Genomic DNA, 23,710 nt, shown 5'->3' on the forward strand with positions numbered 1-23,710 from the left:
CAGGCATACTCGGGTCCGTGAAGTGGAAGGCCCCCGGTTCCAAGCACGCCGATGCCGCAGTTGGCTACCTCCTGCGCGCCGGCATCGACGGCGGCGGCAACCTCGCCTCCGCCCGGAGGTCGGCCGAACGCGCGCTGGCCGCCACCGAAGATCCGGAAGCCGCGATCGACCGGATCATCACGACCCACACCAGCATCGCCGCCGCCGGCGGACTGGTCACCGGACTCGGCGGCTTCCTGACCCTGCCGGTCGCGCTGTCCGCCAACGTCGTCGGGTTCCACGTGCTCGCGACGCGCATGGTCGCCGCGATCGCCGCGGCCCGCGGCCACGACATCACCCACGAGGGTGTCCGGACCGCGGTGCTCCTCACCCTCACCGGCAACGAGTCCACCAAGGTGCTGTCCAAGGTGGGGATCGGCGTCGACGGCGTGGCGGCGTTCGCGCTGCAGAGCGTGTCGCCCGCTGCCCTGATGTTGGTCAACAAGGCGGTGGCCTTCCGGCTCTTCGCCCAACTTGGCCAGAAGGGCCTGGCGAGGTTCGGCCGTGTCGTTCCCGTCGTCGGCGGTCTCCTGGGCGGTGCGCTCGACGGCTATCTCATGCACCGGATCGCCGAGCACGCCCGCGCCCACTTCCCGCCCGCCCCGAAGGCGCTCCTGCCCGGTCCGTCGACTCATTTCGACGCCTCGGCCGACGGGCACCCCCTGTAGCGCCCTGTAGTCCTAGGTAGCCCTCGGTAGCAGTCGGTCGCTCTCGGGACCCGAGCAACTAGCAGATCAGGCCGCGCTTGCTCGCCGCGCCGTGTGCGGTAGGACTCGCTCCGACCCAGCGGGCGTCGACCGGCTCACTGGCGCGCTGGTAACGCAGGTCGCACGACAGCCGGACGCGGTCGGAGGTGTTGTCCAGGCTCGCGTGCAGCGTGTACATCGGGAACGTCACGACATCGCCCGCGCGGTACTCGCCGGTGACCCAGCGCAGGCCGAGGTCGGCGCGCAGCTGGACCGGGTCGGGGGAGACGACGCCGTTCCACCCCCAGCGCCCTGTCGTCGCGAGTTCGGCGGCCTCCTCGTCGTTCTCGCAGTAGGCGTCGACGTCGCGGGTGTGGTAGCCCCGGCGGAACTCCTCCAGTTGGTTCGACCTCTCCAACAGCATGAGGCCGCCGAGCCTCAGGTCGACGTCGCCGAGGGGGACCCAGGCGGTCAGCAGGTTGGGGGTGCCGCGGTTCATGAACACACTGTCGCCGTGCGGCGCGGTGCCGCGGCCCGGGCGGATCCCGCGCAGCCAGGTGAAGTCGAAGTGCCGGACCTCCTCACCGAACAGCCGCTCGTACAACCGCACCATCGCGCCGGAGTACAGCAGGCGCCGCAGCAGCCCGCTCGCCCGTGCGACGTCGTCGAGGACGCGATGGCTCCCCGCCGGTCCGGGCACACCGTCCATCGGATCCGTGTCGGGCGCGACCAGCCCTTCGTTGGCGAGCCGGGTCATGACGTCACGACGGGCGGCGAACACCTCCTCTCGGTCGAGGTATCCGGGCAGGTAGAGATAGCCGTCCTCCTCCATCCGCCGCCACAGCTCGGCCGGGGCTTCGACCACATCGTCGGAGCGCCGGAGTTCGCCGAGCGCGTTGGCGTCCGGGTCGAGGGTCTGGTCCTGTGCGCGCAGCGGCGGGAAGGCCGTGCTCGTCACCATGGTGGTTCCTCCGGTCGAGTGGATCCCTGACACGTCGCGTGCGCGTCCGAACGTGGCGAGTGGCACGCGGTCGCGGCTTCGAACGGGTGCCGTGGTTCGAAACCTTCGGCGACGACACCAGAATGGTGCGCTACGACAGTGACCGGCAAGACTCGGTCGTGATCGACCACGACCGGGTGCGGCCGACCTCCAAAGTCGACTTCGGAAGAGGTGGAGCCTGGATGGGCAGAGCCCGGGTGTGCGTGCTCGGCAGCGCCAACATGGATCTCGTGGTCTTCGCGGACCGGGCGCCGGCGAGCGGGGAGACGGTCGCCGGCCGGCGGTTCGTGACCATCCCTGGGGGCAAGGGCGCCAACCAGGCCATCGCGGCCGCCCGTGCCGGCGGTGAGGTGTCGATGGTGGGAGCGGTGGGAGCCGATCCCTACGGCGACGAGATCCGCGCCGTCCTGGCCGGGGCGGGCGTGGGCGTCGAGGGCGTGGCCCGGGTCGAGGCGACCACGGGTACGGCGCACATCCTCGTCGAGGACAGTGGTGACAACTCCATCGTCGTCGTGTCCGGTGCGAACGGCACCGTGCACGATCCCGTCGCGGGACTCGACGCCGCGCTGGAGGGTGCGGAGTTCCTGCTCCTGCAGCTCGAGCTTCCGATGGACGCCGTGGTCGCGGGGGCACGCGCCGCGCAGGCGCACGGTGTCAAGGTCGTCCTGACGCCGGCGCCGGCCAGCCCGTTGCCGCCGGACCTCCTGGACAACGTCGACCTGCTCGTCCCGAACGAGCACGAGGCCGGCATCCTCACCGGGAAGGACGCGCCCGAAGCCGCCGCGTCGGCGCTGCTCGACGTCGTGCCGGAGGTCGTGGTGACCCTCGGCGCGCGAGGGGCGCGATGGCTACGTCGCGACGGTGGGGGAGACCACCTGCCCGCGCCCAGGGTGGAGGTGCGCGACACCACCGCGGCCGGTGACACGTTCGTCGGCGCTCTCGCCGTGGCGCTCGGCGAGGGACGGCCGATGCCGGCCGCGCTGCGCTGGGCCGGCGCCGCCGCGGCCCTGTCGGTGCAGCGGGAGGGCGCGAGTACGTCGATGCCGACCCGCGACGAGATCGACCGGTTCGACCGGGACTTCAGCCGGAGTTCCGGCCACCAGGGCGGGCGGTAGCCGGTGACGCGGCCGAGCGTGCGTCAGCCGTTCGCGGAGTGGGCGTGGCCGCGCACGACGATGGTGTCGAGCAGGTCCTGCGTGGCCTTCGCGACCGCCGCCACGGCGGCGTCGAACGCCTCCGCGTTGTGCGCCGCGGGCGCGCGGAAGCCGGAGATCTTACGGACGTACTGCAGGGCGGCGGCCTGAACGTCGGTCGGTGTGGCGGACTCGACGTACGGCGCCCGCAGTGTCTTGATGCTTCGGCACATCGGCTTCTCCTTGCCGCGCTCACGGAACGGGTCCGGTCGCCGGATGGTCAGCAGCTGCGGGCGACGTGGCGACCCTTCGTACTCACCCCCTAGTACAACACCGGTTCGGGGCGCTCCGCATCCCGGCAGGCGGCGTCGTCGCGAGGAGGCCAACTGCTGCGAGCGTCAGGTCCGGGTGAGCGCGCCCAGCGGAACCCGTACGAACCGGATCTGCTCGTACGCCGACTCCGCTCCGGCCTCGTACAGCACCGCGACGTCCCCCTCGTCCGCGCGATCACCCGGGATCACCGCGAGATCGGAGTACGCCGAGGGTCCCGGCCAGATCACCAGCGAGTGATCCCAGGTCTGGCCGGCGTCCTCGCTCAGCCGCACGGTGAGACCCCGACGCCGCCCGGGGTCGGCGGGCCCGGAGAACACCAGGTTGGTGCCCACCGTGACGAGCCCGCACTGCACGACCGGTGCCACCAGCTGCGGAGCGGGCGCGTAGGGCCGGTCGAAGCTCTCCCCACCGGTGACGCTGGTGGTGTGGGCGCGGGTGGCGGCGTTCAGACCGCCGTGGTTGCGCGTGTTGAGGTACAGCCGACCGTCGGGAAGCTCGGCCGCCGCGGACTCGTTCGGTTTCACCTGGCCGGCGGTGCCGGGGTCCTCGGCGCCGATCCGCCACGACCGGCCGCCGTCGTCGCTCAGGAGCAGGTGGCCGCCGTATCCCGTCTCGGCCGTGGAGTGGTTTGCCGGGATCAGCAGCCGACCGGCGAAGAGTCCGGATCGCAGGGCGACGCCGTGTCCCGGCCCGGTGGCGTACCACCGCCACCCAGGTCGCTTCACCTGCGCGGTGACGTCGACCGGCGCACTCCAGTGCAGCCCGTGGTCCGAGCCGCGGTACGACCAGATCCTGCGACCGTCCGCCGCGCCGACCTCGCCGGCGAGGATGCGTTCCTCGGTCGCGTCGGCGCCCGCCCGGACGGTGAGGAGCACGATGTCGCCGCTCACCGGGTCGACCACGGGGCAGGGGTTCCCGACCGTGTCGTCCCCGTCGGTGGCGACGGTCAGGAGCGGCCCCCAGGTGCGGCCGTGGTCGCCGGAGCGCCGGAGTACGACGTCGATGGCCCCGGCGTCGCCCGGTCCGTTCCGGCGACCCTCCGCGAACGCCAGCAGCGTGCCGTCGGTGGCGCGCACGAGCGCCGGGATCCGGAACGTGTCGTATCCGTGCGTACCGGAGGCATACACCGTGACGTCGGCCACCGGGTCCTGGCCCACGGTGCTCGACGGGTGGGTTCCGCTCGTTCGAGTCATTCGAGTTCGGCCTCCTCGAGGTAGCCGCGCACGGCGGCGGTCTCGGCGTCGTTCAGCCCGATCATCGGGATGCTGGTGGTCGCGTCCGCGATCACGCCGCGGTGCACGAGCGCGGCCTTGAAGGCGCCGATCGCCGACGAGTAGCGACCCATCCGGGTGGGGTCCCCGACCTGGATCAGCGTGAACAGCCGGCGGAGGCGCTCCTGCTCGGCGGTCGCCGTCGCCCAGTCACCTCGCCGGGCCGCGTCGTGGAGCCGGACGTACCCGTGCGGGTCGACATTCCCCAGGCCCGGGACGATCCCGTCGGCGCCCGCGAGCAGAGCGAGGTCGGCGTGCGTCTCCGAGCCGGTGAACGCCGCGAACGAGGGAACGTCCCGGACCCGCGCGCAGGCCGCCCGGAAACCGTCGATGTCGCCGCTCGAGTCCTTGAGCCCGGCCAGGACCCCCTTGGCGGCGAGCTCGCCCAGCAGGTCGGCCGGCAGTTTCGTGTGCACCGCGCTCGGGATGTCGTAGGCCACCAACGGCAGGTCGACGGCGTCGCGGATGGTCTGGAAGTGCAGGGAGATCTCGGCCGGATGGGTCGGTGCGTAGAACGGGGCGGTCGCGACCAGGGCGTCCGCGCCGAGTCGCGCCGCGGTGCGGGCATGCTCGATCACCCGGTCGGTCGTCATGTCGATGACGCCCGCGAAGACCGGGACCTGCCCGGCGGTGAAAGCCACGACCGCGCCTAGGACCCGCGCCCGCATCGAGTCCGTGAGGTAGGCCGCTTCACCGGTGGATCCTCCGACGAACAGCCCGGACACACCCGCGTCGATCAGGAACTCGCAGAGGCGTTCGAGTGAGAGTGCGTCGAGTGCGCGGTCTGGCGTGAGCGGTGTGCAGACAGGTGGGACGCACCGCCTGCGAGCGGAAGACCATAACCAGGAAGCTCGGCGCCAGGGGAACCGGAGTCCAGGGGGTCGATCAGGTCGTCCAAGCCGAGTGGGTCCGCGGTCACGAGATCCTCCGTGGGGCTGGTCAGCGGGCTGACGTAGGACGTGGGATGTCTGGCCCGGCCGGGCGCTAGGCTAGCCGAGACGGCACCGATCCGAAAGGCGCGCCATGCCAGGAAGCGGTCGACACCTCGAGGGGCGCATCGTCGACCTGATCCTCGAACAGGGCCTGCGGGCGGGATCGGCCCTGCCTGCCGAGCCGGCACTGGTCGCGACGCTCGGCGCCAGCCGCAACTCCGTCCGCGAAGCGCTCCGTGCGCTCCACACGCTCGGCATCGTGGAGATCCGGCACGGCTACGGCACCTTCGTCGGGCGCGCGCCGATCACCGCTGTGACGCCGGGCCTGTTGTTCCGAACCCGCCTCAGCGTCCGCGACGACCCGGGCGCGCTCGCCGATCTCGTGGAAGTACGCGAACTCCTCGAACTCGGGCTGATCGAGCAGGTGGCGACCCGGGTCGACGAAGCGCTCCTCGACGCCCTCGGCGCCGCCGTCGAGGCGATGGCCACGGCGGAGGACCAGGACGCGCTCGCCGACGCCGACCGGCGCTTCCACGAGGTGCTCTACGCCCCGGTCGGCAACGAACTGGCCACGCAGCTGATCGGTGTCTTCTGGGACATCTACCACCAGGTGGCGACCGAGCTGGAGCCGCCGCCGGGCGACCGGGACCAGGTGGTGGAGAGCCACCGCCGGGTGGTGGAGGCGCTCCGGGCCCGCAACGCCAAGCAGGCCAGGCGGGTCATGCGCTACCACTTCGCTGACCTGCACGAGCGTGTCGCCCGGCTGGTCGAGGCGGCTGGCACGTCTGCCGGCGAGTCGGCGCGGGCGTCGTACGGCGGCGAAGGCGGATCCAGCTGAGCCCGGACGGACTGCCCGCGGTCAAGGGAAAACCAGAAGCTGGCACGATGTGGCCGTGCCTCGCTCTTTCGACGAACTCATCGGCCTCTTCGACCTGGAGCGGATCGATGACAACCTGTTCCGCGGTCGCCAACCGGCGACCGGACTCCAGCGGGTGTTCGGCGGTCAGGTGGCCGGCCAGGCCCTGATGGCCGCCAGCCGCACCATCGAACCCGAACGGGTGGTGCACTCCCTCCACGCGTACTTCCTGCGGCCTGGCGACACCAGTGTCCCGATCGTGTACGACGTGGAGTTCACCCGTGACGGCCGGTCGTTCAACACCCGCAGGGTGGTGGCCCGCCAGCACGGCCAGACCATCTTCTACATGTCGGCGTCCTTCCACCTGCCCGAGCCGGGCTACGACCACCAGGACGCCATGCCGGGCGTGCCCGACCCCGAGGCCTGCCCGACCCTGGGTGACGTCCTCGCGAAGGTCTCCGGCCGTCCGAGCGCCGCCTGGGGGGAGGAGTGGGCTGCCCTGGACGTGCGCTACGTCGGCGACTCCCGGCGTGGCGGAGTGGCCAAGGACCCGGCGCACCCCGCGCAGGCGCGGGTGTGGTTCCGCGCCGCCGGAACGCTGCCCGACGACCAGGTCCTGCACCACTGTGTCCTCGCGTACTCCAGTGACCTCACGCTGCTCGGCGCCACGCTCGTCCCGCACGACACCTACATCGGCGCGCCCGACCTGCAGGCGACATCCCTCGACCACGCGATCTGGTTCCACCGACCGTTCCGCGCCGACGAGTGGCTGCTCTACGAACAGGCCTCGCCCTCCGCGGCCGACTCCCGTGGGCTCGCGACCGGCCAGATCTTCACGCGGGACGGACGACTCGTCGCCTCCGTCGTCCAGGAGGGGCTGATCAGGCAGGTCCCGCCTAGGGCAAGGTAGGCACCATGATTGTGGCCTTCAGCATCAGTCCGGCAGCCGGCGACGAGAGTGGCAGCGTGAGCGAGGCGGTCGCCGAAGCCGTCCGTGTCGTGCGCGAGTCGGGGCTTCCCAACGAGACCAACGCGATGTTCACCAACGTCGAGGGCGAGTGGGACGAGGTGATGGCGGTCGTGAAGCGGGCGGTCGACGTCGTCGCGGCGCACTCGCCTCGCGTGAGTCTCGTCCTCAAGGCCGACATCCGCCCCGGCCACACCGGTGAGATCACCGGAAAGGTCGAGCGGGTGGAGCGCCTGCTCGCCGACTAGGTCGCGGCCGGCGCGTCCGGGCCAGCGGTGGGCGTCGTTTCGGCCTCCAGCACCAGGACGTACTCCTCCACCTCGGCGCCGCGCCCGTGCGCGAACCCGCGGTCCTCGCCCTGGATCCGGAAGCCGCACCGCGACAGGACCCGCAACGAGCCGGCGTTGTCCTTCACGGCACGGGCGTAGAGCGGACGTGTCGTCGTGACCTGCACGATGAACTCCTGAAGCGCCCGGGTCGCGATTCCTCGACCCCAGTGGTCGGAACCGATCCAGTAGGTGACCTCGGTGTGCCCGGAGTCGACGTAGCTCGCCACGTGGCCGACGACCACGCCGTCAGCGAGAACGGTGCGGGTGGCGATGTCGGGGTCGGCGAGGTGCCTGGCCCAACGCTGCGCGAAGGCACCAAGGTCGGTCGGATCAGGCGAGGTGAAGGCCGCCATGTGGATCGCGACCGGATCGAGTTGGTGGGCGTGGAAGACCGGGATGTCGTCGTCCACGACTTCCCGCAACGTGATGTCGCTCATCGGTGCGGCTCCTGTCAGGACATGGCCTAGGCCGGCGGTGCGGAAGCGTCGTCCGTGGTCGTCGGAGGATAGCCGTCGGCCGGGGCCGGATCGAGCAGGGGACGGAGGCCGGCGACGAGCTGGGCGACCCGTTCGGGCGGGACGAGACGGGCGCGGACGGCTCCCGAGGCGAGCCGGCGGGTGAGCTGGTCGAGGGGGAGGGGCGCGTTCGACGCCACCAGGAGGACGTTGCCGTATCTCCGCCCGCGCAGCTGTGACGGCTCGGCGATCAGCACCACCTGGTTGAAGACCTCCCGCAGCGTGGCGGCCTCCGCGCGAGCGTGCCGCTGTTCGGTCCGGTCGGCGACGTTGACGACGTACGTCCCACCCGGCGCCAACACCCGGCCGACGTCCCGGGCGAACTCGAGAGTCGTGAGGTGCTCCGGCACCCGGTTGCCGACGAAGGCGTCCCGGATGACGACGTCCTGCGAGGCATCCCGGAGCGTTCCGATCCCCGCCCGTGCCTCCTCGGTCCGGATCCGTAGACCGCGCTCCCGCCGCAGGTCGAACGCGTCCCGCACGAGCTCGACGAGGGCGGCGTCGAGTTCGAAGACCACCTGCCGCGACCCCGGGCGGGTGGCGGCGACGTAGCGGGCGAGGGTGCAGCCGGCCCCGCCGAGATGCGCCACGCGCAGGGGGCCGGGCTCCGCGTGATCGATCACGTCTCCGATCCAGCGGACGTACTCGAAGTCCAGCCGGGTCGGGTCGTCGAGATAAACGTAGGAGCTCGGTACGCCGTTGACGACGACGAACCAGCCGCCCGGGTCGTCCCGGTCAGGGGCCAGCTCGACCTCTCCCGTGTCGATCGGAAAGGTCCCGGCACGCACCCGGTCGGTCCGGCCGGGCGGGGTGCCGCGGCGGGTGCGGGCGGGGGGACGACGATCGGGCACGGTCCAGCGTCCCACGCACCGCGGTCACCGGGTCGCGTGACCCCGCGTCCGGTCTGGCCCCGTGGTCGTCCGCGCTGGCGCAAGGTGTCCTTGACGGTGGCGGGTCCGAGTCGCCTGGGTCCGAGTCGCCCGGGTCCGAGGCGCCCGACACGGCCGTCGGGGCCGCAATCGCAACCTTTCAAGGATTGTGCGGGTTACGCTGCCGGCCATGAAGCGAGTCGCCGTGCTGGACGCTCCGTCCAATCTCGGCCTGGCGATGCCCGCTCCAGGGGTCCTTCCCGGCTGCTACAAGCTCCCCGGAGCCGTTCGCGACAACCGTCTCCTCACGCGGATCGGCGCCACCGACGCCGGATGCGTCGTCCCTCCCCGCTACGACGCTTCGGGCTGGAAACGCGGAGACGGTCTGATCAACGCCCCCGCGTTGGTCGAATACACGCGGCGGCTGGCCGATCGGATCAGTGAGCGGCTGGACGCCGGCGACTTCCTCGTCGTCCTCGGCGGTGACTGCAGCATCCTCCTCGGCCCCACCCTCGCCCTGCGCCGGCGCGGCCGCTACGGCCTGGTGTTCGTCGACGGCCACTCCGATTTCCGGCATCTCGGCGGCGAGGTGACCTACGTCGGCACCGCCGCGGGTGAGGACCTCGCTCTCGTCACCGGCCGGGGCCAGAACAACGTCGTCGACATCGACGGACTGCGGCCCTACGTCCGGGACCGGGACGTCGTCCTCCTCGGCATCCGGGACGACGATCTGTACATCCAGGAGCTCATCGAGCTCGGCATGCCCATCCGGACCGCGCTGGCGATCCAGACCGAGGGGCCGCGGCGGGTGGGCGTCCAGGCGGTGCAGTACCTCCGCGAGCTGGACGGCTTCTGGGTCCACCTCGACGCGGACGTCCTGGACGCGGAGGTGATGCCGGCGGTCGACACGCCCAGCCCGGGCGGTCTCGAGCACGACGAACTCGTTGCCCTGCTGGCGCCGATCGTCTCCGACCCGCAGTGTGTGGGCCTCGAGCTCACCGTCTTCGACCCCGACCTCGACTCCGACGGCAAGCTCGCCGTGAAGCTCACCGACACCCTGGTGGACGCGCTGGCGGGGCGAGCGCACGCCGGAGCCTGAAGTCGCCAGGCGTGGGAGACTTTCGGTAGCGAGCATCGGAGGTGGCTGCCGTGCCTGGCAAAGGACGAATCGCCAAGGGAGCGATCAACTACGCCGTGAAATACGGCCCGCTCGTCTACGAAGCCGTCAAGCACGGGCGGGAGCCCGCCCAACGCGCGGTGCAGAACGCACTGGCCCGCCAGAGCAACCGTCGGCAGGCACTCCGGCACGCGGGCACGGTGATCGACGGATCCGTGCTCCGGGTCTTCCACCACGGTGAGCAGGTGTGGGTCGTCTTCGCGGGAGAGAACCCGATCGCGAGTTATCCGCCGGTCGACAAGCCGCTGCCGGGTGTGCTCGAGCACGCCGACCTCAGCCTGCGGGTGCGTCCCGGCGAGAAGTCGCCCAAACGGATCCCCGACGTTCCCGGCGCGGTCCGAAAGGCCCTCGGCCGGGGACCGTCTTCCTAGCCCGCGGACCTCAGTGGTCCGGGCGCCGGCGCATCCGCTTGATGTCGGCCTGACGTTTCTTCGCCGACAGCCGGCGCTCGACCGAGCCACGTGAGGGGCGGGTACGTCGGCGGGGCTTCGGGGGTGGTGCCAGCGCCTCTTCCAGAACCGCTCCCAACCGGACGAGTGCGGCCCGACGGTTGGCGAGCTGGGAACGGTGTTCGGACGAGGTGACAGTGAGAACGCCGTCGACGAGGCGACCGCCGAGGCGGGCGAGAGCGCGGGCGCGCTGGGCCTCCGACAGGGCGGGCGAACGCGCCACGTCGTAGGAGACGGCGGCCCGCGAGTCGGTGGTGTTGACCCCCTGGCCTCCCGGCCCACCGGACCGGGAGAACCGCCAGGAAAGCTCCTCCGGACCGATGACGAGCGGTCCGACGCGGAGTGGTTCGGAGTTCATCGCCACACGGGTGTCAGCCGCTGCTCGCCGCGACGGTCGCCGCCGTGATCCCCGCCATCACGCCAGCGTTGACCGCCGCGACCGCCTTCTTCACCGCGTCGGCGGCCCAGGCGCCCTGGGAGATCTCCTTCGCCCGTCGCTTCACGGCTCGTTTGTCGTCGGCTCCGACCACCTTGGGGGCGGTGTCGATCGCCGACAGCAGCGAGACGAGAGCGCCCGTGCGCGCGTCGGGCGTCAGTCCCTGGACCAGGACACCGTTCAGTCGGGCCCGCAGTGCGTCTTCGTGGGAGGAGTCGCCGGCGGGCCACCTCGTGGTCGGGAAGATGCCGAGCACCCTGGCCTTCTCCTCCCGCAGAACACCTTGCGCGGCGAGATTGTCCAGCAGTCGCTCGCGTAGCCCTTTGGTGAGCTTGCCGAGGATGTTGGCCGGCTTGGTGCCTTCCTTGGTGCGGAGGACTTCGAGGGCGTCGTCGAGGACGGGGTTGTCGAGCGGGGCTCCCTCTCGGACCACGAGTCGGCCCGCGCGAACCTGCTCGCCGGGTCCGGCGATGTCAACCCTGCCTTGCAGCGTCAGCTCGAGCAGGACGGCGCCGGCCAGAGCGTGGTTCAACCTGACGCTGTCAGTGATCGCCCGACCACTGGAATCGTCCAGGTGTAGGAGGAGCAGGTCCTCGGCGATGAGCATGCTTGCTCCGTTCGTCGGTTCCGTCCGGTCCAGGATAGAGAGACGCTGGCCGGCACCGGTATCTCCCCGCAGGAGCTTGTGGATGACGTGGGAGACTCCGCTCTCATGGGATTCAGCGCTGCCGACAACCGTTATGAATCGATGCACTACCGCCGCTCCGGCGCCAGCGGGCTCAAGCTGCCCGCCGTGTCGCTCGGACTCTGGCACAACTTCGGTGACGACGTGCCTCTGGAGCGTCAACGCGGCATCCTGCGCCGCGCGTTCGACCTGGGGATCAACCACTTCGACCTGGCGAACAACTACGGTCCGCCGGCCGGGTCGGCTGAGCTGAACTTTGGCAAGCTGTTCCGGCAGGACTTCACCTCCTATCGCGACGAACTCGTCATCTCCACCAAGGCTGGCTACTACATGTGGCCGGGCCCGTACGGAGAGTGGGGTTCGCGTAAGTACCTCCTGTCCAGCCTGGACCAGAGCCTGTCCCGCATGGGCCTCGACTACGTCGACATCTTCTACTCGCACCGTTTCGACCCCGAGACGCCGCTCGAGGAGACGATGGGCGCGCTCGACACCGCCGTGCGTCAGGGGAAGGCGCTGTACGCCGGGATCTCGTCGTACTCCCCGGAAGACACCAGGAAGGCCGCGGCCATCCTCGCCGACCTGGGAACGCCGCTGCTCATCCACCAGCCCTCCTACAGCATGCTCAACCGCTGGATCGAGGAAGGACTGCTGGACGCCCTCGAGGACTCCGGTGCCGGTTGCATCGCCTTCTCGCCGCTGGCGCAGGGCATGCTCACCGACAAGTACCTCGACGGCATCCCGGCGGGGTCGCGGGCGTCGCAGGGCAAGTCCCTCTCCCCGGACCAGCTGAACGAGAAGAACCTCACCCACATCCGGGCGCTCAACGAGATCGCGGCCAAGCGCGGGCAGTCGCTGGCTCAGCTCGCGCTGTCGTGGGCACTGCGTGACTCGCGGATGACCTCGGTGCTCATCGGCGCGAGCAGCATCGCCCAGCTGGAGGACAACATCGGCGCGCTGGACCGGCTGGACTTCACCGCCGAGGAGCTCGACGCGATCGACCGGCACGCCGTGGAGGCCGGTATCAACCTGTGGGCGCGCTCGAGCCGGATCACCACCTCCTGAGCCACCGGTCCAGCCGGCGGGTCAGGGTGTGACTCAGGGTCGGATCCGGGCGTCACCGGACCGGTTTCGAGCCATACCGGGCGTAAAGTGTTTCGAAGGAGGTCACCATGCTTCGGATCCTGCTGATAATCGCGATCGTCTGGTTGGTGCTCAGCGTGATCGGCTTCGTGGTCAAGGGGCTGCTCTGGCTGGGTCTCATCGCTCTGGTGCTCTTCCTGGCCACGAGCGTATGGGGCTGGGTCAAGCGCAGTTCCCAGAACTGACCGACGGCGCCGCACGTCAAGCTCAGGTCTGTCCTGAACGGCAGACCTGAGCGCGTTCTTGCCAGGACCGGCGCGGCAGCGCACCCAGTCGAGGTGCCGCTGCCGCGCCGGTCTTGTCGTCTGTGCAGGCCCCGGTCAGGGCTCGATGCTCCCGGTCAGGGCTCGATGCCCTCGGTCTGGAAGCCGATGGTCGCGCTGGCTCGGCGTACGGCCCCCACCGGGTCGTGCGGAACGACGTCGTCGAGGAAGGAATAGTCCTTCGCGATGTCGCCCAGTCCGGGCACCCGCTTGGCCACCTGCCACCAGCCGGCGATGTCCGCCCAGCCGGGCGCGGACAGCGAGCCACCGAAGTGCTGCACCGACAGGGCCGCGCACAGATTGGCGAAGCGCAGCCGGTGCAGGAGCGGCCAGCCGGCCAGGGTGGAGGTGACGAACCCGGCGGCGAAGACGTCGCCCGCACCGGTCGCGTCCAGGGCCTCCACCGGAAGTGCCGGGACGTCGGCGTACTCACCGGTCTCGTTGTCGATCGCGAGCGCACCCTTGCTGCCGCGGGTGACCACGGCCACCGGAACCAGGTCGCCGAGCTTGGCGAGAGCCGCCTCCGGGGTGTCGGTGCGGGTGTAGGCGAGGGCCTCGGGGGTGTTGGGCATGAAGGCGTAGCAGGCGCTGAGCCGGTCCAGCAGTGCCGAGGACCACTGCTCGGTCGGGTCCCAGCCGACGTCGGCGAAGATGCGCGCCCCGTCGGCTCCGGCCTGATGGGTCCAGTCCTCCATCTCCGGGCCGAGGTCGACGAAGGCGGCGCGGGTGCGGGGGAGACCCGAGGTCCTGATCATCTCGTCAGCGGGCAGCGGTGGCTCGTGGGCGTGGGTGATCAGGCTGCGGTCGGCCTGGTAGGCAAGCGAGACGGTCACCGGTGAGTGCCAGTTGGGGAACTCCCGTGACGTCGACAGATCGACACCCTCCTGCTGTTCGAGGATGCGGCGGCAGAACGCGCCGTAGACGTCGTGGCCGAACGCCGCGGCCAGTGAGGTGCGGAGGCCGAGTCGGGACAGCGCGATGGCGAGGTTGGCGACGCCGCCGGGAGAGCAGCCCATGCCGTCGGTGTAGATCTCCGTGCCGCTGGTCGGTGGGCCGGCGAGTCCGGTGAAGATGATGTCGAGAAACACCGTTCCGGACAGGAACACGTCGAACGTCGGATCATCTGGCGTTCGCACCGAGGCGAGCGGATCGTGCGCCGGCCCACGTCCGACGACCCGACCCAGCTCCCATGGGGTGGTGGAAGTGGTCGCGTCCGGACCCGGCCGTCCTTCCGCCGTGTCCATGGGGTTCTCCCTCATTGATCACCGGTTACGGATATGGGGACCCACCGTAGCGTGCGGCGGGGCCTGGTCCGGCAAGGGTGTCAAGAGAGTCTTCCGATGATGGCCGAGATCGCGTGCATTCGTCACGTTACGTACGAGTGCCCCGGTCCGCTCGGGGCGGACCGGGGCACGTGTCTTTGGCGAGTGTGTCGCGCGGGTGGTGACGATCAGGCGGCGTTGGGGCCGACGAGGTCGGGCTCGGCGATCTTGCGCAGCCTGTGCAGGGCGTCACGCTCGAGTTGCCGGACCCGCTCCCGGGACAGCCCGAAGCGGTCGGCGATCTCGGCGAGCTTCCACGGCCGCCCGTCGTCGAGGCCGTAGCGCAGCCGGACGATCTCGGCCGACCGCGTGTCGAGTGTCTCGATCAGCGCGGCGAGCCGCGAGCTGGACTCGGCGGCCACGACCGTCTCGTCCGGACCCGGCATGACGTCCCGGGCGACCAGGTCACCCAGCGAGGTCTCGCCGTCGTCGTCGACCGTGACGTCCAGGGACACGTGGTCGCGTCCCCAGCTGACCAGCTCCTCCACCCGGTGCTCCCCGACACCCAGCTGGGCGGCGAGTTCGGCCGTCTCGGGGTCGCGACCCAGCTCACGTTCGAGGGCGCGTCGGGCGGCTCCGAGGGCGTTCAGATCCTCCACGACGTGCACGGGCAGGCGCACGACGCGAGCCTGCTGAGCGATGCCTCGGGTGATGGCCTGCCGGATCCACCACGTGGCGTACGTCGAGAACTTGTAACCCTTGGTGTAGTCGAACTTCTCGATTGCCCGGATCAGGCCCGTGTTGCCCTCCTGCACCAGGTCGAGGAGGGGAAGGCCGGAACGTCCGTAACGGCGTGCGATCGAGACGACCAGACGAAGGTTCGCCTCGAGGAAGTGGCGCTTGGCCCGCCGACCCTCGTCACTGATCCAGGTGAGTTCTTCGGTCGTCGATCCCGCCGGTATTTCTACCGGTGCCCCGATACGGTTGTCGTCGAGCAGCTGCTCGGCGAGCTGACCCGCCTCGATGGACTTTGCGAGCTCGACTTCCTGCGCCGCGTCGAGCAGCGGCGTACGCGAAATCTCGTCGAGATAGCGACCGACGAGGTCACGGTCTTCGACGAGGTCTTCGGCATGGCGGCGGCGCACTGGCAAGATGACTCCCTCCCGGCTCGGGCCGCGGACTCGGAAGGCTCCCGAGCTCCGCTCACACTGGTCAACGTCTCGGGCGGTCGGGCGAATTCCCGATACACGGAGTGTTCGTGGAGGGAAGGATGTCTGGTTCAGGACCTCTGGCTTCCCTCCGAACGGGCCCCGGCGTGGATCTCCCGCACTGTGTCGACGGTGTCGGCCTCCTCGGCCGTCTTGTCCTCGCGGTAGCGCAACACCCGGGCAAAACGCAGCGCCATTCCGCCGGGATAGCGGCTCGAGGTCTGGACGCCGTCGAAGGCGATCTCGACCACCAGCTCCGGCCGGACGTGGACCGTCCAGCGATCACGGTGCGTCTCCAGTTCGAGCAGGCGTTCGGTCTGCCAGCGCAACAACTGGTCGGTCAGGCCCTTGAACGTCTTCCCGAGCATGACGAACTCGCCTGTTCGCGGGTCGCGCGCGCCCAGGTGGAGGTTGGACAGCAGTCCGGTACGCCGGCCGTGACCCCATTCGACCGCGAGGACCACCAGGTCGAGGGTGTGTCGCGGCTTGACCTTGATCCAGGCGGCGCCGCGGCGGCCGGCGTCGTAGGGCGCGGTGAGTGACTTCACCACGACGCCCTCGTGACCTCGACGGACGGCGTCGGCGAAGAAGTCCGCCGCCTCGCCCGGATCGGCCGTGACCAGGCGCGGAACCACGAGATCGTCGGGAAGCGTGGCCGAGAGGACCGACCATCGTTCCTGTCCCGGCGCCGCCAGGAGGTCGCGGCCGTCGTGGTGGAGCACGTCGAAGAAGAACGCCCGGAGCGGAACGGTGGCGCGCAGCCGGTCGACGTCGGTGCGGGAGCCGACCCGGCTGGCGGTCACCTGGAACGGGCGCGGACGCTCGGCGTCGTCGAGGGCGATGACCTCTCCGTCGAGGACGATGGAGGTCACCGGAAGCGCCCGGACGGCCTCGACGACCTCCGGCAACCGGTCGGTGACCTCATCGAGGGTGCGGGTGAAGACGCGGATCGTGTCACCGGACCGGTGCACCTGCACCCGGATGCCGTCGAGCTTCCATTCGAGGGCGGCCGGGCCGGCGATCTTGCTCAGCGCCTCGGCGATGTCCGGCGCCGGGGAGGCGAGCATGGGACGCAGCGGCCTCGCGACCTCCAGCCGGAACTGGTCGAGGACCGAGGCGTCGCCGTCGACGCCCACCGCGGCACTCGCCACCGGTGCGATCGCCCCGGCCACCATGATCGCCCGCCGAATCTCGGCCGCCGGGAGCCCGCTCGCCTTGATCACCGCGTCGACCATCACGCCGTCGAGGGCGCCCTGGCGGAGTTCACCGGTGATCAGCCCGGCCAGCAGCCGCTGCTCGTCGCCGGTGGCCCTCGCCCACAGCGAGGACAACAACTCCTGCCGGCGCCGTTGCGATCCGGCGCCCGCGACCTGCGCGATCTCCGCGAACGTCGCGTCGACCTCGCTCACCCCGAGGCTCGGCACCTCGGCCGGCGCCGGAAGGTCGCGCAGGGCGGCATAGCCGATGCCGGTGCGGCGTTGGCGGAGCTCACCGGCGAGGTAGGACACCACAAGGGCCACCTCGTCGGTGTCGGCGGCCGCTAGGCAGTCGGCGATCCGGCGTACCTTCTCCAGACGGGAGGACGTGCCGGAGACGGCGGCGGAGGCCTGCGCGAGGACGTCGAGGAGCATGAAAACATTCTGGCGGCGGCCACCGACAGCCCGTGCGTCCTGCCGCGGGCTCCCCGATCGCCGATCGTCTCGAGTGCGGACCTGGGATCTTCATGTACGAACTGCTCTATCGTCTGGTCTTTCGGCGGGTGCCCGCCGAGCCCATCCACCGGCTCGCCTTCGGCGCGATCCGGACGGCCGCCGTGCTTCCGGGCGCCGCCGGCGAACTCCGTCGCCGGCTCGGCCCGACCGATCCCGTGCTGCGGGTCAGTGCGTTCGGCCTGGACCTGCCCGGGCCCCTCGGCCTGGCCGCGGGCTTCGACAAGGACGCCCGGGGGGTGGACGCCCTCGCCGCTTTGGGCTTCGCGTTCGTCGAGGTCGGGACGGTCACCGCGCAGCCGCAGCCGGGCAACCCCCAGCCGCGGATGTTCCGGCTCAGCGCCGACCGGGCGTTGGTCAACCGGATGGGCTTCAACAACCAGGGTGCCGCGGCGGTTGCCGCGCGCCTTGGACGCCGCACCAGCCGCGGAGTCTCGCGCGGTGTGTCGCGGACCGGCGGCGCGACGTACGCCGGTGTCAACATCGGCAAGACGAAGGTCGTGCCCGAGTCCGGAGCGGTGGCCGACTACGTCGCGAGTGCCCACCTGCTCGCCGGCGTCGCCGACTACCTCGTCGTCAACGTGAGCTCACCCAACACGCCCGGCCTGCGTGATCTGCAGGCGATCGAGCATCTGCGCCCGCTGCTCACCGGCGTACGCAAGGCCCTCGACGAGGCCGCCACACCCGACACCCCCCGGGTGCCGCTGCTGGTCAAGATCGCGCCGGACCTCTCCGACGACGACATCGACGCGGTCGCCGACCTGGCGCTCGAACTCCGGCTGGACGGCATCATCGCCACCAACACCACCATCGGCCGCGAAGGCCTGCGCACCGACCCCGCCGAGGTCGCGGCCGTCGGCGCGGGCGGCCTGTCGGGAGCACCGCTGAAGGCGCGCGCCCTGGAGGTGTTGCGCCGCCTGTACGCCCGGGTGGGAGACCAGCTGGTCCTGGTGGGTGTCGGTGGCATCGAGAACGCCGACGACGCGTGGGAACGCATCCGGGCCGGGGCGACGCTCGTCCAGGCGTACACCGGCTTCATCTACGGCGGTCCGTTCTGGGCGCGGCGGCTGCACCGCGGGCTGGCACGCCGGATCCGGGCTGCCGGTTACAGCTCGGTCGCCGAGGCTGTGGGCAGCGCCACCCGATCACGTCGTTGACGGCGAAACGGCGTCCCCTCCGCCAGGTAGGGGACGCCGTTTCGTCGGGGATGGACCAGTGGTCGGAACTGCTTGGTCAGCGCGGCCAGGGGAAGGGCAGCTGGTTCGGGTTCTGCTGCTGGTCGTCCGGCCCGGGGAACTGCTGCTGGTTGTCGTCCTGGCCGGGGCCCTGCTGCTGTGGCTGCTGCTGTGGCTGCTGGACCTTGCCGCCGTCGGTGCCAAGGGTGGCCTTCGCGGTGTGCGTCTGCTCGCCGCGTACGTACGTCAACGTCACCTTGGCGCCGGGTCGGTAGGACCGGACGGCCGCGATCAGGCCGTCGGCGTCGGTCACCTGGCGGTCGTCGACCTTGGTGATCACGTCGCCCTGGCGCAGGCCGGCCTTGTCGGCGGCGCCGTTCGCGTTGATGCCCTGGAGAGCGGCGCCCGTGCTCACGCCGTCGCTTCCGGTCGCCTCGGTGACCGTCACTCCCAGCTGCGCGTGCTCGGCGCGGCCGTCGTCGATCAGCTGCTTGGCGATCGGCCGGGCCTCGTCGATGGGGATGGCGAAGCCGACGCCGATGGAGCCGGACTGTCCGCCCATCGAGCTCCCCAGCGTCGCGATGGCGCTGTTGATGCCGACGACCTGACCTGCCATGTTGACCAGCGCGCCACCGGAGTTGCCCGGGTTGATGGCAGCGTCGGTCTGGATCGCGTCGATGACCGTGCTCTGGTCGCTCTCGGACTCACCGCTGGTGCGCACCGGCCGGTCGAGCGCGCTCACGATGCCCGAGGTCACCGTGCCGGACAGGCCGAGCGGGGACCCGATCGCGACGACGTTCTGCCCCACGCTCAGGCTGGCGGAGCTGCCGAGCTGGGCCGGGTTCAGCCCGGACGTACGAGCGGCCCGGATCACGGCGAGGTCGGTGGTGGGGTCGGTTCCGACAACGGATGCCTTCACGGTCTTTCCGTCGCTGAAGGTCACACTCAGGCTTCCACCCTGGCTGCCCGCCGCGGCGACGTGGTTGTTGGTGAGGATGAGGCCGTCGTCGCTGAGCACGATCCCACTGCCGTTGCCCACGCCCTGGGAGGTCGCGATCGTGATGGACACGACGCTCGGCAACACCTTGTTCGCCACCTGCTGCACACTGCCCGCGGGAGCGTTGGAGGCGTTCTGGGGCTTGATGGGCTGGTCGAGCGCCGTCGAGCTGAAACCGCCCTCGTCGCGGGTGAGGTAGTAGGTGGCGGCGGTCCCGGCGCCACCGCCGATCAGGCCGGCCGCGAGCGCGACGGCGGCGATGGCGGCCGCGCCCCGGCGACGGGGGCCCTTGTCGTTCGGGTGGTCGCCGCCACCGGACCAGTTCTCCGAGGTGCCACCGGAGCCGCCGCCGAAGTTCCCACCAGGGTTCCCGCCGGGCCAGTCACCGCCGGGGCGCTGACCGTACGGCGGGATCGGAGGCTGCCCGAGCGGCGGCTGACCGTAGGCATAGGGGTAGGGAGGAGGAAGCGGGCGGGTCTCTTCCCCGCCACCGCTGCCACCGCCGGACGAGACCGGCTGACCCACAGGACGCGAGGCAGCCGGATCGTGCACTGCGGGCGCCGTGCCGTCGGAGCGGTGCGGCTGGCCCGACGAAGGTGTCGTCTCGGTCATGGGCCCAACATTCGTCCGGGTAGCTGAGACCAGTCTGAGAGCCGACCCAGAGGCCCCGAAGAAACCGGGCATACTCGTCGAGATCGCTCCGAGAGAACTGTGGCGTGGTGCCGCCGCGGGCCGTCCGCCGACACCGACGGCCGTGTCGGCGGGGTCTGCGCGATCAGCGCGCTCCGTCCGGGCGAGGTCTCCCCGACGGTCCCGGTGGCGCCGGGCTGGACATACCGGGCAACCGGAGGGTGAGCAGGGCGCCACCCTGCGAATTCCGGCCGGCGCTGACGCTGCCGCCATGCCGGTCGGCGGCCTGCTTGACGATCGACAACCCGAGACCCGAACCGGGCATGGTTCGCGCCTCGGTGGAACGGTAGAACCGCTCGAAGACGTGAGGAAGGTCCGCATCGGCGATCCCCGGGCCCTGGTCGGCCACCGACAGCACTCCATGCCGCAGGCTCACCGACACGATGCCGCCGGGCGGACTCCACTTCGCGGCGTTGTCGAGCAGGTTCGTCACGGCCCGCTCCAGGGCCGGCGCGTCGCCGAACACCGTCCACGGCTGTGCCTCCACGTCGAACCGCACACTCGGTGCGCGACGGCGTACGCGTTCGGCCGCGTGGCTCACGACGTCGGCGAGGTCGACGGGGATGTGCGCGGCGGCCGGCGGATCCTCGCGGGACAGTTCGACCAGATCGCCCACGAGGGAGGACAGTTCGACGAGTTGGGCGCGGACGTCCTCCAGGAGCGCCAGCCGATCCTCCGGGGACAGTCCCGGTCGCCCCTCGCTCTGGGCGAGGAGGTCGAGATTGGTGCGCAGGCTGGTGAGGGGCGTACGGAGTTCGTGTCCGGCGTCAGCGATCAGCCGGCGTTCTCTCGCGCGCGCCTCTGCCAGCGCCGACAGCATCGCGTTGAAGGCGTGCGCGAGCCGGGTGAGCTCGTCGTTGCCCTGGACCGGAATGGGGCGCAGGTCACCGGTGCGGGCGACGTGCTCGGCGCCCGCGGTGAGTCGCTGGACCGGGCGCAGGCCGGTACGCGCGATGCCCACTCCGGCCCACGCCGCGACGGCGATGCCGGTGCCTCCGACGATCAGCAGGACGAAACCCAGGCGGTTGAGCAGGTCCTGCGTGCTCGCCTGGGACTGGCTCAGAACGAGTGCGTAACCCTGCGTCCGAGCCACCGGCACGGCCACCACGCGGTAGGTCCCGTCGTGGGTGATCGACGTACGCACGCTCTGTGCGAGCGCCCCGCGGGCGACCTCGCGCTCGGGAGCACCGAGCGGTGGTGCGATCGGGTCGCCCCGCTGGTCGCTCGGCGAGATGTAGTAGCCGTCCGCGCGCAGCAGCGCGATCCGGATGTCGGCGGCGCCGAGCGCCTCGGACGGGATGCCGGCGAGTTCGGTCTGGACGGCGAGCGGGCCGGCCGCCGCGGAGCGGGCGCGGTCGAGCAGGTTGGCGTCGACCTGGTTCAGCAGGGAAGCCCGAACCGTGATGTATGCCGCGAGCGATATCAAAACGACGATGATGCCGACACCGAAAGCCGCCAGCAGTCCGACGCGGGACCGCAGGCTGAGGTTGCGGAAGAGGCTCAGACCGGAGTCCGGGGCCGGCTCGGGTATGGGTCCGGGCTCGTGGCTGGGGCCGGAGTTTCGGGTCGGGCCGTCGGCGTTGGGCAGTGTCATCAGTGGTGGGTCGGTCACGGTGGAGTGTCGCGAAGAACGTATCCGACGCCGCGGACGGTGTGGAGCAGCCGGGGTTCGTCACTGGCCTCGGTCTTGCGGCGCAGGTACCCGACGTAGACCTCGAGGGAGTTGGCGGAGGTCGGGAAGTCGAAGCCCCAGACCTCCTCGAGGATCTGGGAGCGCTCGAGCACCTGTCGGGGATGCCGCAGGAAGAGTTCGAGCAGCGAGAACTCCGTGCGAGTCAGGCTGATCGGCCGGTCGCCTCGGCGTACTTCCCGGGTCGTGGGATCGAGTGTGAGGTCGGCGTAGGACAGGATCGAGCTGTCGACGCCAGGGGTGGAACGGCGCAGCAGAGCCCGCAGCCGGGCCAGCAACTCCTCCAGGGCGAAGGGCTTGCTGAGATAGTCGTCGGCCCCGGCGTCGAGTCCGGCGACCCGGTCGGCCACGGCGTCGCGCGCGGTGAGGACGAGGACGGGTACGTCGTTGCCGGTCGCACGGAGAGCTCGGCACGTCGCGATGCCGTCCAGGCGCGGCATCATCACGTCGAGAACCACGGCATCGGGGTTTCTGGCCGCCACGCAGCGGAGAGCCTGCTCGCCGTTCTCGGCGAGGTCGACTTCGTACCCGTTGAAGACCAGCGACCGGCGCAGGGAGTCACGGACCCCCTGGTCGTCGTCCACGACAAGGATGCGCACTGGATCAGTTTGCCTTGTGCACCTGAAGGGACGCTGAGCGCAACGCCTCGCCTCGGCACGGTCGTGACGGCCTTGGTGATGACGAGCGGCGTCGCGGTTGCCGGAGTCGCCGCAAAGAGGACGAAACACCGCCTCAACGACGAATCTTGAACTTCCTGATGCGCTCCGGTACTTCGGTGTGTTCCTCGACCTTCTCCACGTTCGCGAGGGGCGGCCCGCTGCGACACCACTCGACCATCTGGTGAACGGCGTCGGGTTGCCCCTCGAACACCGCCTCCACCGTGCCGTCGGGAAGGTTGCGGACCCAACCGGAGACACCGGCCTGCTCGGCGACACGGCGGCAGGTGTCCCGGAAGAACACGCCCTGCACCGCGCCGTGCACGATGACCCTGGTCCGGATGACGTCGCTGGCCATGCCTCCAGCCTGCCCGGACCCTCTCGGGGCCGACACCCGACCCACCGGAACGACACGAGGACGGCCTTCTCACCTCCCGGACACCGCGGATGTTCGGACACCGGACCTGGCTGACGGCCGGACGAGGGGCCATCGGGCGGCGGCTACGCGGCGATGGCCGGGCTGGTCCCCGCGACGGCGGCGATGTCGCAGCGCCAACCGTGCTCGGTGACCAGGAACATCTCGGCGACGACGAGTCGGTGTCGGGCGGCCTCCTCGGCGAGCGCTGACAACCACACCTCGTCGGAGGGCAGCCAGACCACCCGGCCACGTCGGCAGCGCACCATCGCGACACCGTGCGTGGCGGGGATGCCGGCGCGTGCCGGGGCAAGTGGGCTCAGGCAGGCCCGAACCGCACTCCGGACCTGGGCTTCCGGTACGTCACCGGGCGGTGAGTCGAACCAACCGGCGTGCTCGACGTAGCTCCGGGAGAGCCGGACGACGCCGACGACGACGCGGTCGGGTCCGAACGGCACATGGCGGCCGATCCGGCGTAGCAGGACCGCCGGGTCCCGCGGTGCGGCGGTGTTGGCCGGTGGGGTCGCGGGTGGTTGGTGTGGTTCGCCCGCGGTCGCCTGGGCGGTCGCCGTTCCGGCGGCTGGTGGGGCCGTCGTTCGACGAAGAGGCGACGGATGCGCTGGGTGAGCGGATGGTGGCGGATCGGCACGGGTCATCGGAACAGGGTGCCCGCTCGGGCGAAGATATGGACGGAGTTGTCCACGGGTAGCTCGCTGTGGATGATCGACATCACACCGTGGCGATCATGGGGCATGCTCGGCGTTCACCGGCTTGGTTCGGGGGGATCCGCGGCGCCGGGCCGAACGGCGATGGGAGGCGCGATCGAGC

25 protein-coding genes and 1 pseudogene are annotated in these 23,710 nt (G+C 70.8%); 10 read left to right on the top strand and 16 right to left on the bottom strand.

Annotated features, from left to right (window positions below):
• The first annotated feature begins 17 nt into the window (after positions 1 to 17).
• Positions 18 to 707: an EcsC family protein gene (locus tag HEB94_RS30060; protein ID WP_337918051.1), complete on the top strand. Its 690-nt coding sequence runs from the start codon at positions 18 to 20 to the stop codon at positions 705 to 707.
• Between the two features lie 58 nt (positions 708 to 765).
• On the opposite strand, the gene HEB94_RS30065 is transcribed toward HEB94_RS30060, so the two are convergent.
• Positions 766 to 1,686, bottom strand: coding sequence for a phytanoyl-CoA dioxygenase family protein (locus HEB94_RS30065; protein WP_192752994.1), 921 nt, complete (start codon positions 1,684 to 1,686; stop codon positions 766 to 768).
• 59 nt (positions 1,687 to 1,745) lie between these two features.
• Here HEB94_RS30065 and rbsK point away from each other — a divergent pair, with 59 nt between their 5' ends.
• A complete protein-coding gene (gene rbsK, locus HEB94_RS30070) occupies positions 1,746 to 2,840 on the top strand; it encodes a ribokinase (protein ID WP_337918052.1) in 1,095 nt (364 codons plus the stop codon).
• A gap of 23 nt (positions 2,841 to 2,863) precedes the next feature.
• Here the strand turns inward: rbsK and HEB94_RS30075 are convergent, their stop codons facing one another.
• From HEB94_RS30075 to HEB94_RS30085, 3 genes and pseudogenes are all read right to left on the bottom strand, one after another.
• Positions 2,864 to 3,091 (bottom strand): DUF2277 family protein, encoded by a 228-nt coding sequence (locus HEB94_RS30075; RefSeq protein ID WP_192752995.1) that lies wholly within the window; start codon positions 3,089 to 3,091, stop codon positions 2,864 to 2,866.
• Positions 3,092 to 3,256: 165 nt separating this feature from the next.
• Positions 3,257 to 4,384, bottom strand: a complete 1,128-nt coding sequence (locus tag HEB94_RS30080; protein ID WP_192752996.1) for a sialidase family protein — start codon at positions 4,382 to 4,384, stop codon at positions 3,257 to 3,259.
• Positions 4,381 to 5,271 (bottom strand): annotated as a pseudogene (locus HEB94_RS30085) (dihydrodipicolinate synthase family protein); the annotation flags it as partial. The pseudogene HEB94_RS30085 and the gene HEB94_RS30080, both read right to left, overlap by 4 nt.
• A gap of 214 nt (positions 5,272 to 5,485) precedes the next feature.
• Between HEB94_RS30085 and HEB94_RS30090 the strand changes: the two are divergent.
• Genes HEB94_RS30090 through HEB94_RS30100 form a run of 3 tightly spaced genes read left to right on the top strand, consistent with a single transcriptional unit; the run spans position 5,486 to position 7,465 of the window.
• The gene (locus tag HEB94_RS30090; RefSeq protein ID WP_192752997.1) at positions 5,486 to 6,232 is read left to right on the top strand and encodes a FadR/GntR family transcriptional regulator; all 747 of its coding nucleotides are present in this window, start codon (positions 5,486 to 5,488) and stop codon (positions 6,230 to 6,232) included.
• A gap of 55 nt (positions 6,233 to 6,287) precedes the next feature.
• Positions 6,288 to 7,160 carry an acyl-CoA thioesterase II gene (tesB, locus tag HEB94_RS30095; RefSeq protein ID WP_192752998.1) on the top strand — a complete coding sequence of 291 codons (873 nt, stop codon included), beginning with the start codon at positions 6,288 to 6,290 and terminating at the stop codon, positions 7,158 to 7,160.
• A 5-nt stretch (positions 7,161 to 7,165) separates the two neighbouring features.
• Positions 7,166 to 7,465 carry an MTH1187 family thiamine-binding protein gene (locus HEB94_RS30100; protein WP_192752999.1) on the top strand — a complete coding sequence of 100 codons (300 nt, stop codon included), beginning with the start codon at positions 7,166 to 7,168 and terminating at the stop codon, positions 7,463 to 7,465.
• Here HEB94_RS30100 and HEB94_RS30105 read toward each other — a convergent pair.
• Positions 7,462 to 7,983, bottom strand: a complete 522-nt coding sequence (locus HEB94_RS30105; protein ID WP_192753000.1) for a GNAT family N-acetyltransferase — start codon at positions 7,981 to 7,983, stop codon at positions 7,462 to 7,464. The two genes, HEB94_RS30100 and HEB94_RS30105, sit on opposite strands and share 4 nt — an antisense overlap.
• A 26-nt stretch (positions 7,984 to 8,009) precedes the next feature.
• Positions 8,010 to 8,912, bottom strand: a complete 903-nt coding sequence (locus HEB94_RS30110) for a spermidine synthase (protein ID WP_337918053.1) — start codon at positions 8,910 to 8,912, stop codon at positions 8,010 to 8,012.
• 208 nt (positions 8,913 to 9,120) lie between these two features.
• Here HEB94_RS30110 and HEB94_RS30115 point away from each other — a divergent pair, with 208 nt between their 5' ends.
• Positions 9,121 to 10,029 carry an arginase family protein gene (locus tag HEB94_RS30115; protein WP_192753001.1) on the top strand — a complete coding sequence of 303 codons (909 nt, stop codon included), beginning with the start codon at positions 9,121 to 9,123 and terminating at the stop codon, positions 10,027 to 10,029.
• 50 nt (positions 10,030 to 10,079) lie between these two features.
• Positions 10,080 to 10,478 (top strand): hypothetical protein, encoded by a 399-nt coding sequence (locus HEB94_RS30120; RefSeq protein ID WP_192753002.1) that lies wholly within the window; start codon positions 10,080 to 10,082, stop codon positions 10,476 to 10,478.
• A 10-nt stretch (positions 10,479 to 10,488) separates the two neighbouring features.
• Here the strand turns inward: HEB94_RS30120 and arfB are convergent, their stop codons facing one another.
• Together arfB and HEB94_RS30130 are read right to left on the bottom strand one after the other, a co-directional pair.
• Positions 10,489 to 10,914, bottom strand: a complete 426-nt coding sequence (gene arfB, locus HEB94_RS30125; RefSeq protein WP_192753003.1) for an alternative ribosome rescue aminoacyl-tRNA hydrolase ArfB — start codon at positions 10,912 to 10,914, stop codon at positions 10,489 to 10,491.
• A gap of 13 nt (positions 10,915 to 10,927) precedes the next feature.
• Positions 10,928 to 11,599, bottom strand: coding sequence for a GOLPH3/VPS74 family protein (locus HEB94_RS30130; RefSeq protein WP_192753004.1), 672 nt, complete (start codon positions 11,597 to 11,599; stop codon positions 10,928 to 10,930).
• 105 nt (positions 11,600 to 11,704) lie between these two features.
• Here HEB94_RS30130 and mgrA point away from each other — a divergent pair, with 105 nt between their 5' ends.
• Positions 11,705 to 12,739, top strand: coding sequence for an L-glyceraldehyde 3-phosphate reductase (mgrA, locus tag HEB94_RS30135; RefSeq protein ID WP_192753005.1), 1,035 nt, complete (start codon positions 11,705 to 11,707; stop codon positions 12,737 to 12,739).
• Between the two features lie 107 nt (positions 12,740 to 12,846).
• Positions 12,847 to 13,002 carry a hypothetical protein gene (locus tag HEB94_RS30140; protein ID WP_192753006.1) on the top strand — a complete coding sequence of 52 codons (156 nt, stop codon included), beginning with the start codon at positions 12,847 to 12,849 and terminating at the stop codon, positions 13,000 to 13,002.
• Between the two features lie 155 nt (positions 13,003 to 13,157).
• On the opposite strand, the gene HEB94_RS30145 is transcribed toward HEB94_RS30140, so the two are convergent.
• The 3 genes from HEB94_RS30145 to HEB94_RS30155 form a co-directional block, all read right to left on the bottom strand.
• Positions 13,158 to 14,324 carry a carbohydrate kinase family protein gene (locus HEB94_RS30145; RefSeq protein WP_192753007.1) on the bottom strand — a complete coding sequence of 389 codons (1,167 nt, stop codon included), beginning with the start codon at positions 14,322 to 14,324 and terminating at the stop codon, positions 13,158 to 13,160.
• 206 nt (positions 14,325 to 14,530) lie between these two features.
• Positions 14,531 to 15,487, bottom strand: coding sequence for a sigma-70 family RNA polymerase sigma factor (locus tag HEB94_RS30150; protein ID WP_192756759.1), 957 nt, complete (start codon positions 15,485 to 15,487; stop codon positions 14,531 to 14,533).
• 134 nt (positions 15,488 to 15,621) lie between these two features.
• Positions 15,622 to 17,181, bottom strand: a complete 1,560-nt coding sequence (locus HEB94_RS30155; protein ID WP_192753008.1) for an ATP-dependent DNA ligase — start codon at positions 17,179 to 17,181, stop codon at positions 15,622 to 15,624.
• Positions 17,182 to 17,213: 32 nt separating this feature from the next.
• Between HEB94_RS30155 and HEB94_RS30160 the strand changes: the two genes are divergently transcribed.
• Entirely contained in the window at positions 17,214 to 18,416 is a 1,203-nt protein-coding gene (locus HEB94_RS30160) for a quinone-dependent dihydroorotate dehydrogenase (protein WP_425550412.1), read from the top strand.
• 76 nt (positions 18,417 to 18,492) lie between these two features.
• Here HEB94_RS30160 and HEB94_RS52805 read toward each other — a convergent pair whose 3' ends face one another.
• The 5 genes from HEB94_RS52805 to HEB94_RS30185 all read right to left on the bottom strand — a co-directional run bounded on the left by HEB94_RS52805 (position 18,493) and on the right by HEB94_RS30185 (position 23,538).
• The gene (locus HEB94_RS52805; protein ID WP_192753009.1) at positions 18,493 to 20,043 is read right to left on the bottom strand and encodes a S1C family serine protease; all 1,551 of its coding nucleotides are present in this window, start codon (positions 20,041 to 20,043) and stop codon (positions 18,493 to 18,495) included.
• A gap of 163 nt (positions 20,044 to 20,206) precedes the next feature.
• Positions 20,207 to 21,715 carry a sensor histidine kinase gene (locus tag HEB94_RS30170; RefSeq protein WP_192753010.1) on the bottom strand — a complete coding sequence of 503 codons (1,509 nt, stop codon included), beginning with the start codon at positions 21,713 to 21,715 and terminating at the stop codon, positions 20,207 to 20,209.
• 14 nt (positions 21,716 to 21,729) lie between these two features.
• Complete coding sequence (locus tag HEB94_RS30175) at positions 21,730 to 22,410, bottom strand: response regulator (protein WP_192753011.1); 681 nt, start codon at positions 22,408 to 22,410, stop codon at positions 21,730 to 21,732.
• A 133-nt stretch (positions 22,411 to 22,543) separates the two neighbouring features.
• Entirely contained in the window at positions 22,544 to 22,825 is a 282-nt protein-coding gene (locus HEB94_RS30180; protein WP_192753012.1) for an acylphosphatase, read from the bottom strand.
• A gap of 143 nt (positions 22,826 to 22,968) precedes the next feature.
• Positions 22,969 to 23,538: a hypothetical protein gene (locus HEB94_RS30185; protein WP_192753013.1), complete on the bottom strand. Its 570-nt coding sequence runs from the start codon at positions 23,536 to 23,538 to the stop codon at positions 22,969 to 22,971.
• Between the last annotated feature and the right edge of the window lie 172 nt (positions 23,539 to 23,710).

It is taken from the genome of Actinopolymorpha pittospori (assembly GCF_014873875.1).
GTDB classification, from domain to species: domain Bacteria; phylum Actinomycetota; class Actinomycetes; order Propionibacteriales; family Actinopolymorphaceae; genus Actinopolymorpha; species Actinopolymorpha pittospori.

Excerpts from the sequence above, each read along its gene's own strand:
- HEB94_RS30065 (WP_192752994.1), bottom strand. The coding sequence starts at position 1,686 with ATGGTGACGAGCACGGCCTTCCCGCCGCTGCGCGCACAGGACCAGACC.
- HEB94_RS30075 (WP_192752995.1), bottom strand. The coding sequence starts at position 3,091 with ATGTGCCGAAGCATCAAGACACTGCGGGCGCCGTACGTCGAGTCCGCC.
- HEB94_RS30080 (WP_192752996.1), bottom strand. The coding sequence starts at position 4,384 with ATGACTCGAACGAGCGGAACCCACCCGTCGAGCACCGTGGGCCAGGAC.
- HEB94_RS30090 (WP_192752997.1), top strand. The coding sequence starts at position 5,486 with ATGCCAGGAAGCGGTCGACACCTCGAGGGGCGCATCGTCGACCTGATC.
- HEB94_RS30100 (WP_192752999.1), top strand. The coding sequence starts at position 7,166 with ATGATTGTGGCCTTCAGCATCAGTCCGGCAGCCGGCGACGAGAGTGGC.
- HEB94_RS30105 (WP_192753000.1), bottom strand. The coding sequence starts at position 7,983 with ATGAGCGACATCACGTTGCGGGAAGTCGTGGACGACGACATCCCGGTC.
- HEB94_RS30115 (WP_192753001.1), top strand. The coding sequence starts at position 9,121 with ATGAAGCGAGTCGCCGTGCTGGACGCTCCGTCCAATCTCGGCCTGGCG.
- arfB (WP_192753003.1), bottom strand. The coding sequence starts at position 10,914 with ATGAACTCCGAACCACTCCGCGTCGGACCGCTCGTCATCGGTCCGGAG.
- HEB94_RS30130 (WP_192753004.1), bottom strand. The coding sequence starts at position 11,599 with ATGCTCATCGCCGAGGACCTGCTCCTCCTACACCTGGACGATTCCAGT.
- mgrA (WP_192753005.1), top strand. The coding sequence starts at position 11,705 with ATGGGATTCAGCGCTGCCGACAACCGTTATGAATCGATGCACTACCGC.
- HEB94_RS30140 (WP_192753006.1), top strand. The coding sequence starts at position 12,847 with ATGCTTCGGATCCTGCTGATAATCGCGATCGTCTGGTTGGTGCTCAGC.
- HEB94_RS30145 (WP_192753007.1), bottom strand. The coding sequence starts at position 14,324 with ATGGACACGGCGGAAGGACGGCCGGGTCCGGACGCGACCACTTCCACC.
- HEB94_RS30155 (WP_192753008.1), bottom strand. The coding sequence starts at position 17,181 with ATGCTCCTCGACGTCCTCGCGCAGGCCTCCGCCGCCGTCTCCGGCACG.
- HEB94_RS52805 (WP_192753009.1), bottom strand. The coding sequence starts at position 20,043 with ATGACCGAGACGACACCTTCGTCGGGCCAGCCGCACCGCTCCGACGGC.
- HEB94_RS30170 (WP_192753010.1), bottom strand. The coding sequence starts at position 21,715 with ATGACACTGCCCAACGCCGACGGCCCGACCCGAAACTCCGGCCCCAGC.
- HEB94_RS30180 (WP_192753012.1), bottom strand. The coding sequence starts at position 22,825 with ATGGCCAGCGACGTCATCCGGACCAGGGTCATCGTGCACGGCGCGGTG.
- HEB94_RS30185 (WP_192753013.1), bottom strand. The coding sequence starts at position 23,538 with ATGACCCGTGCCGATCCGCCACCATCCGCTCACCCAGCGCATCCGTCG.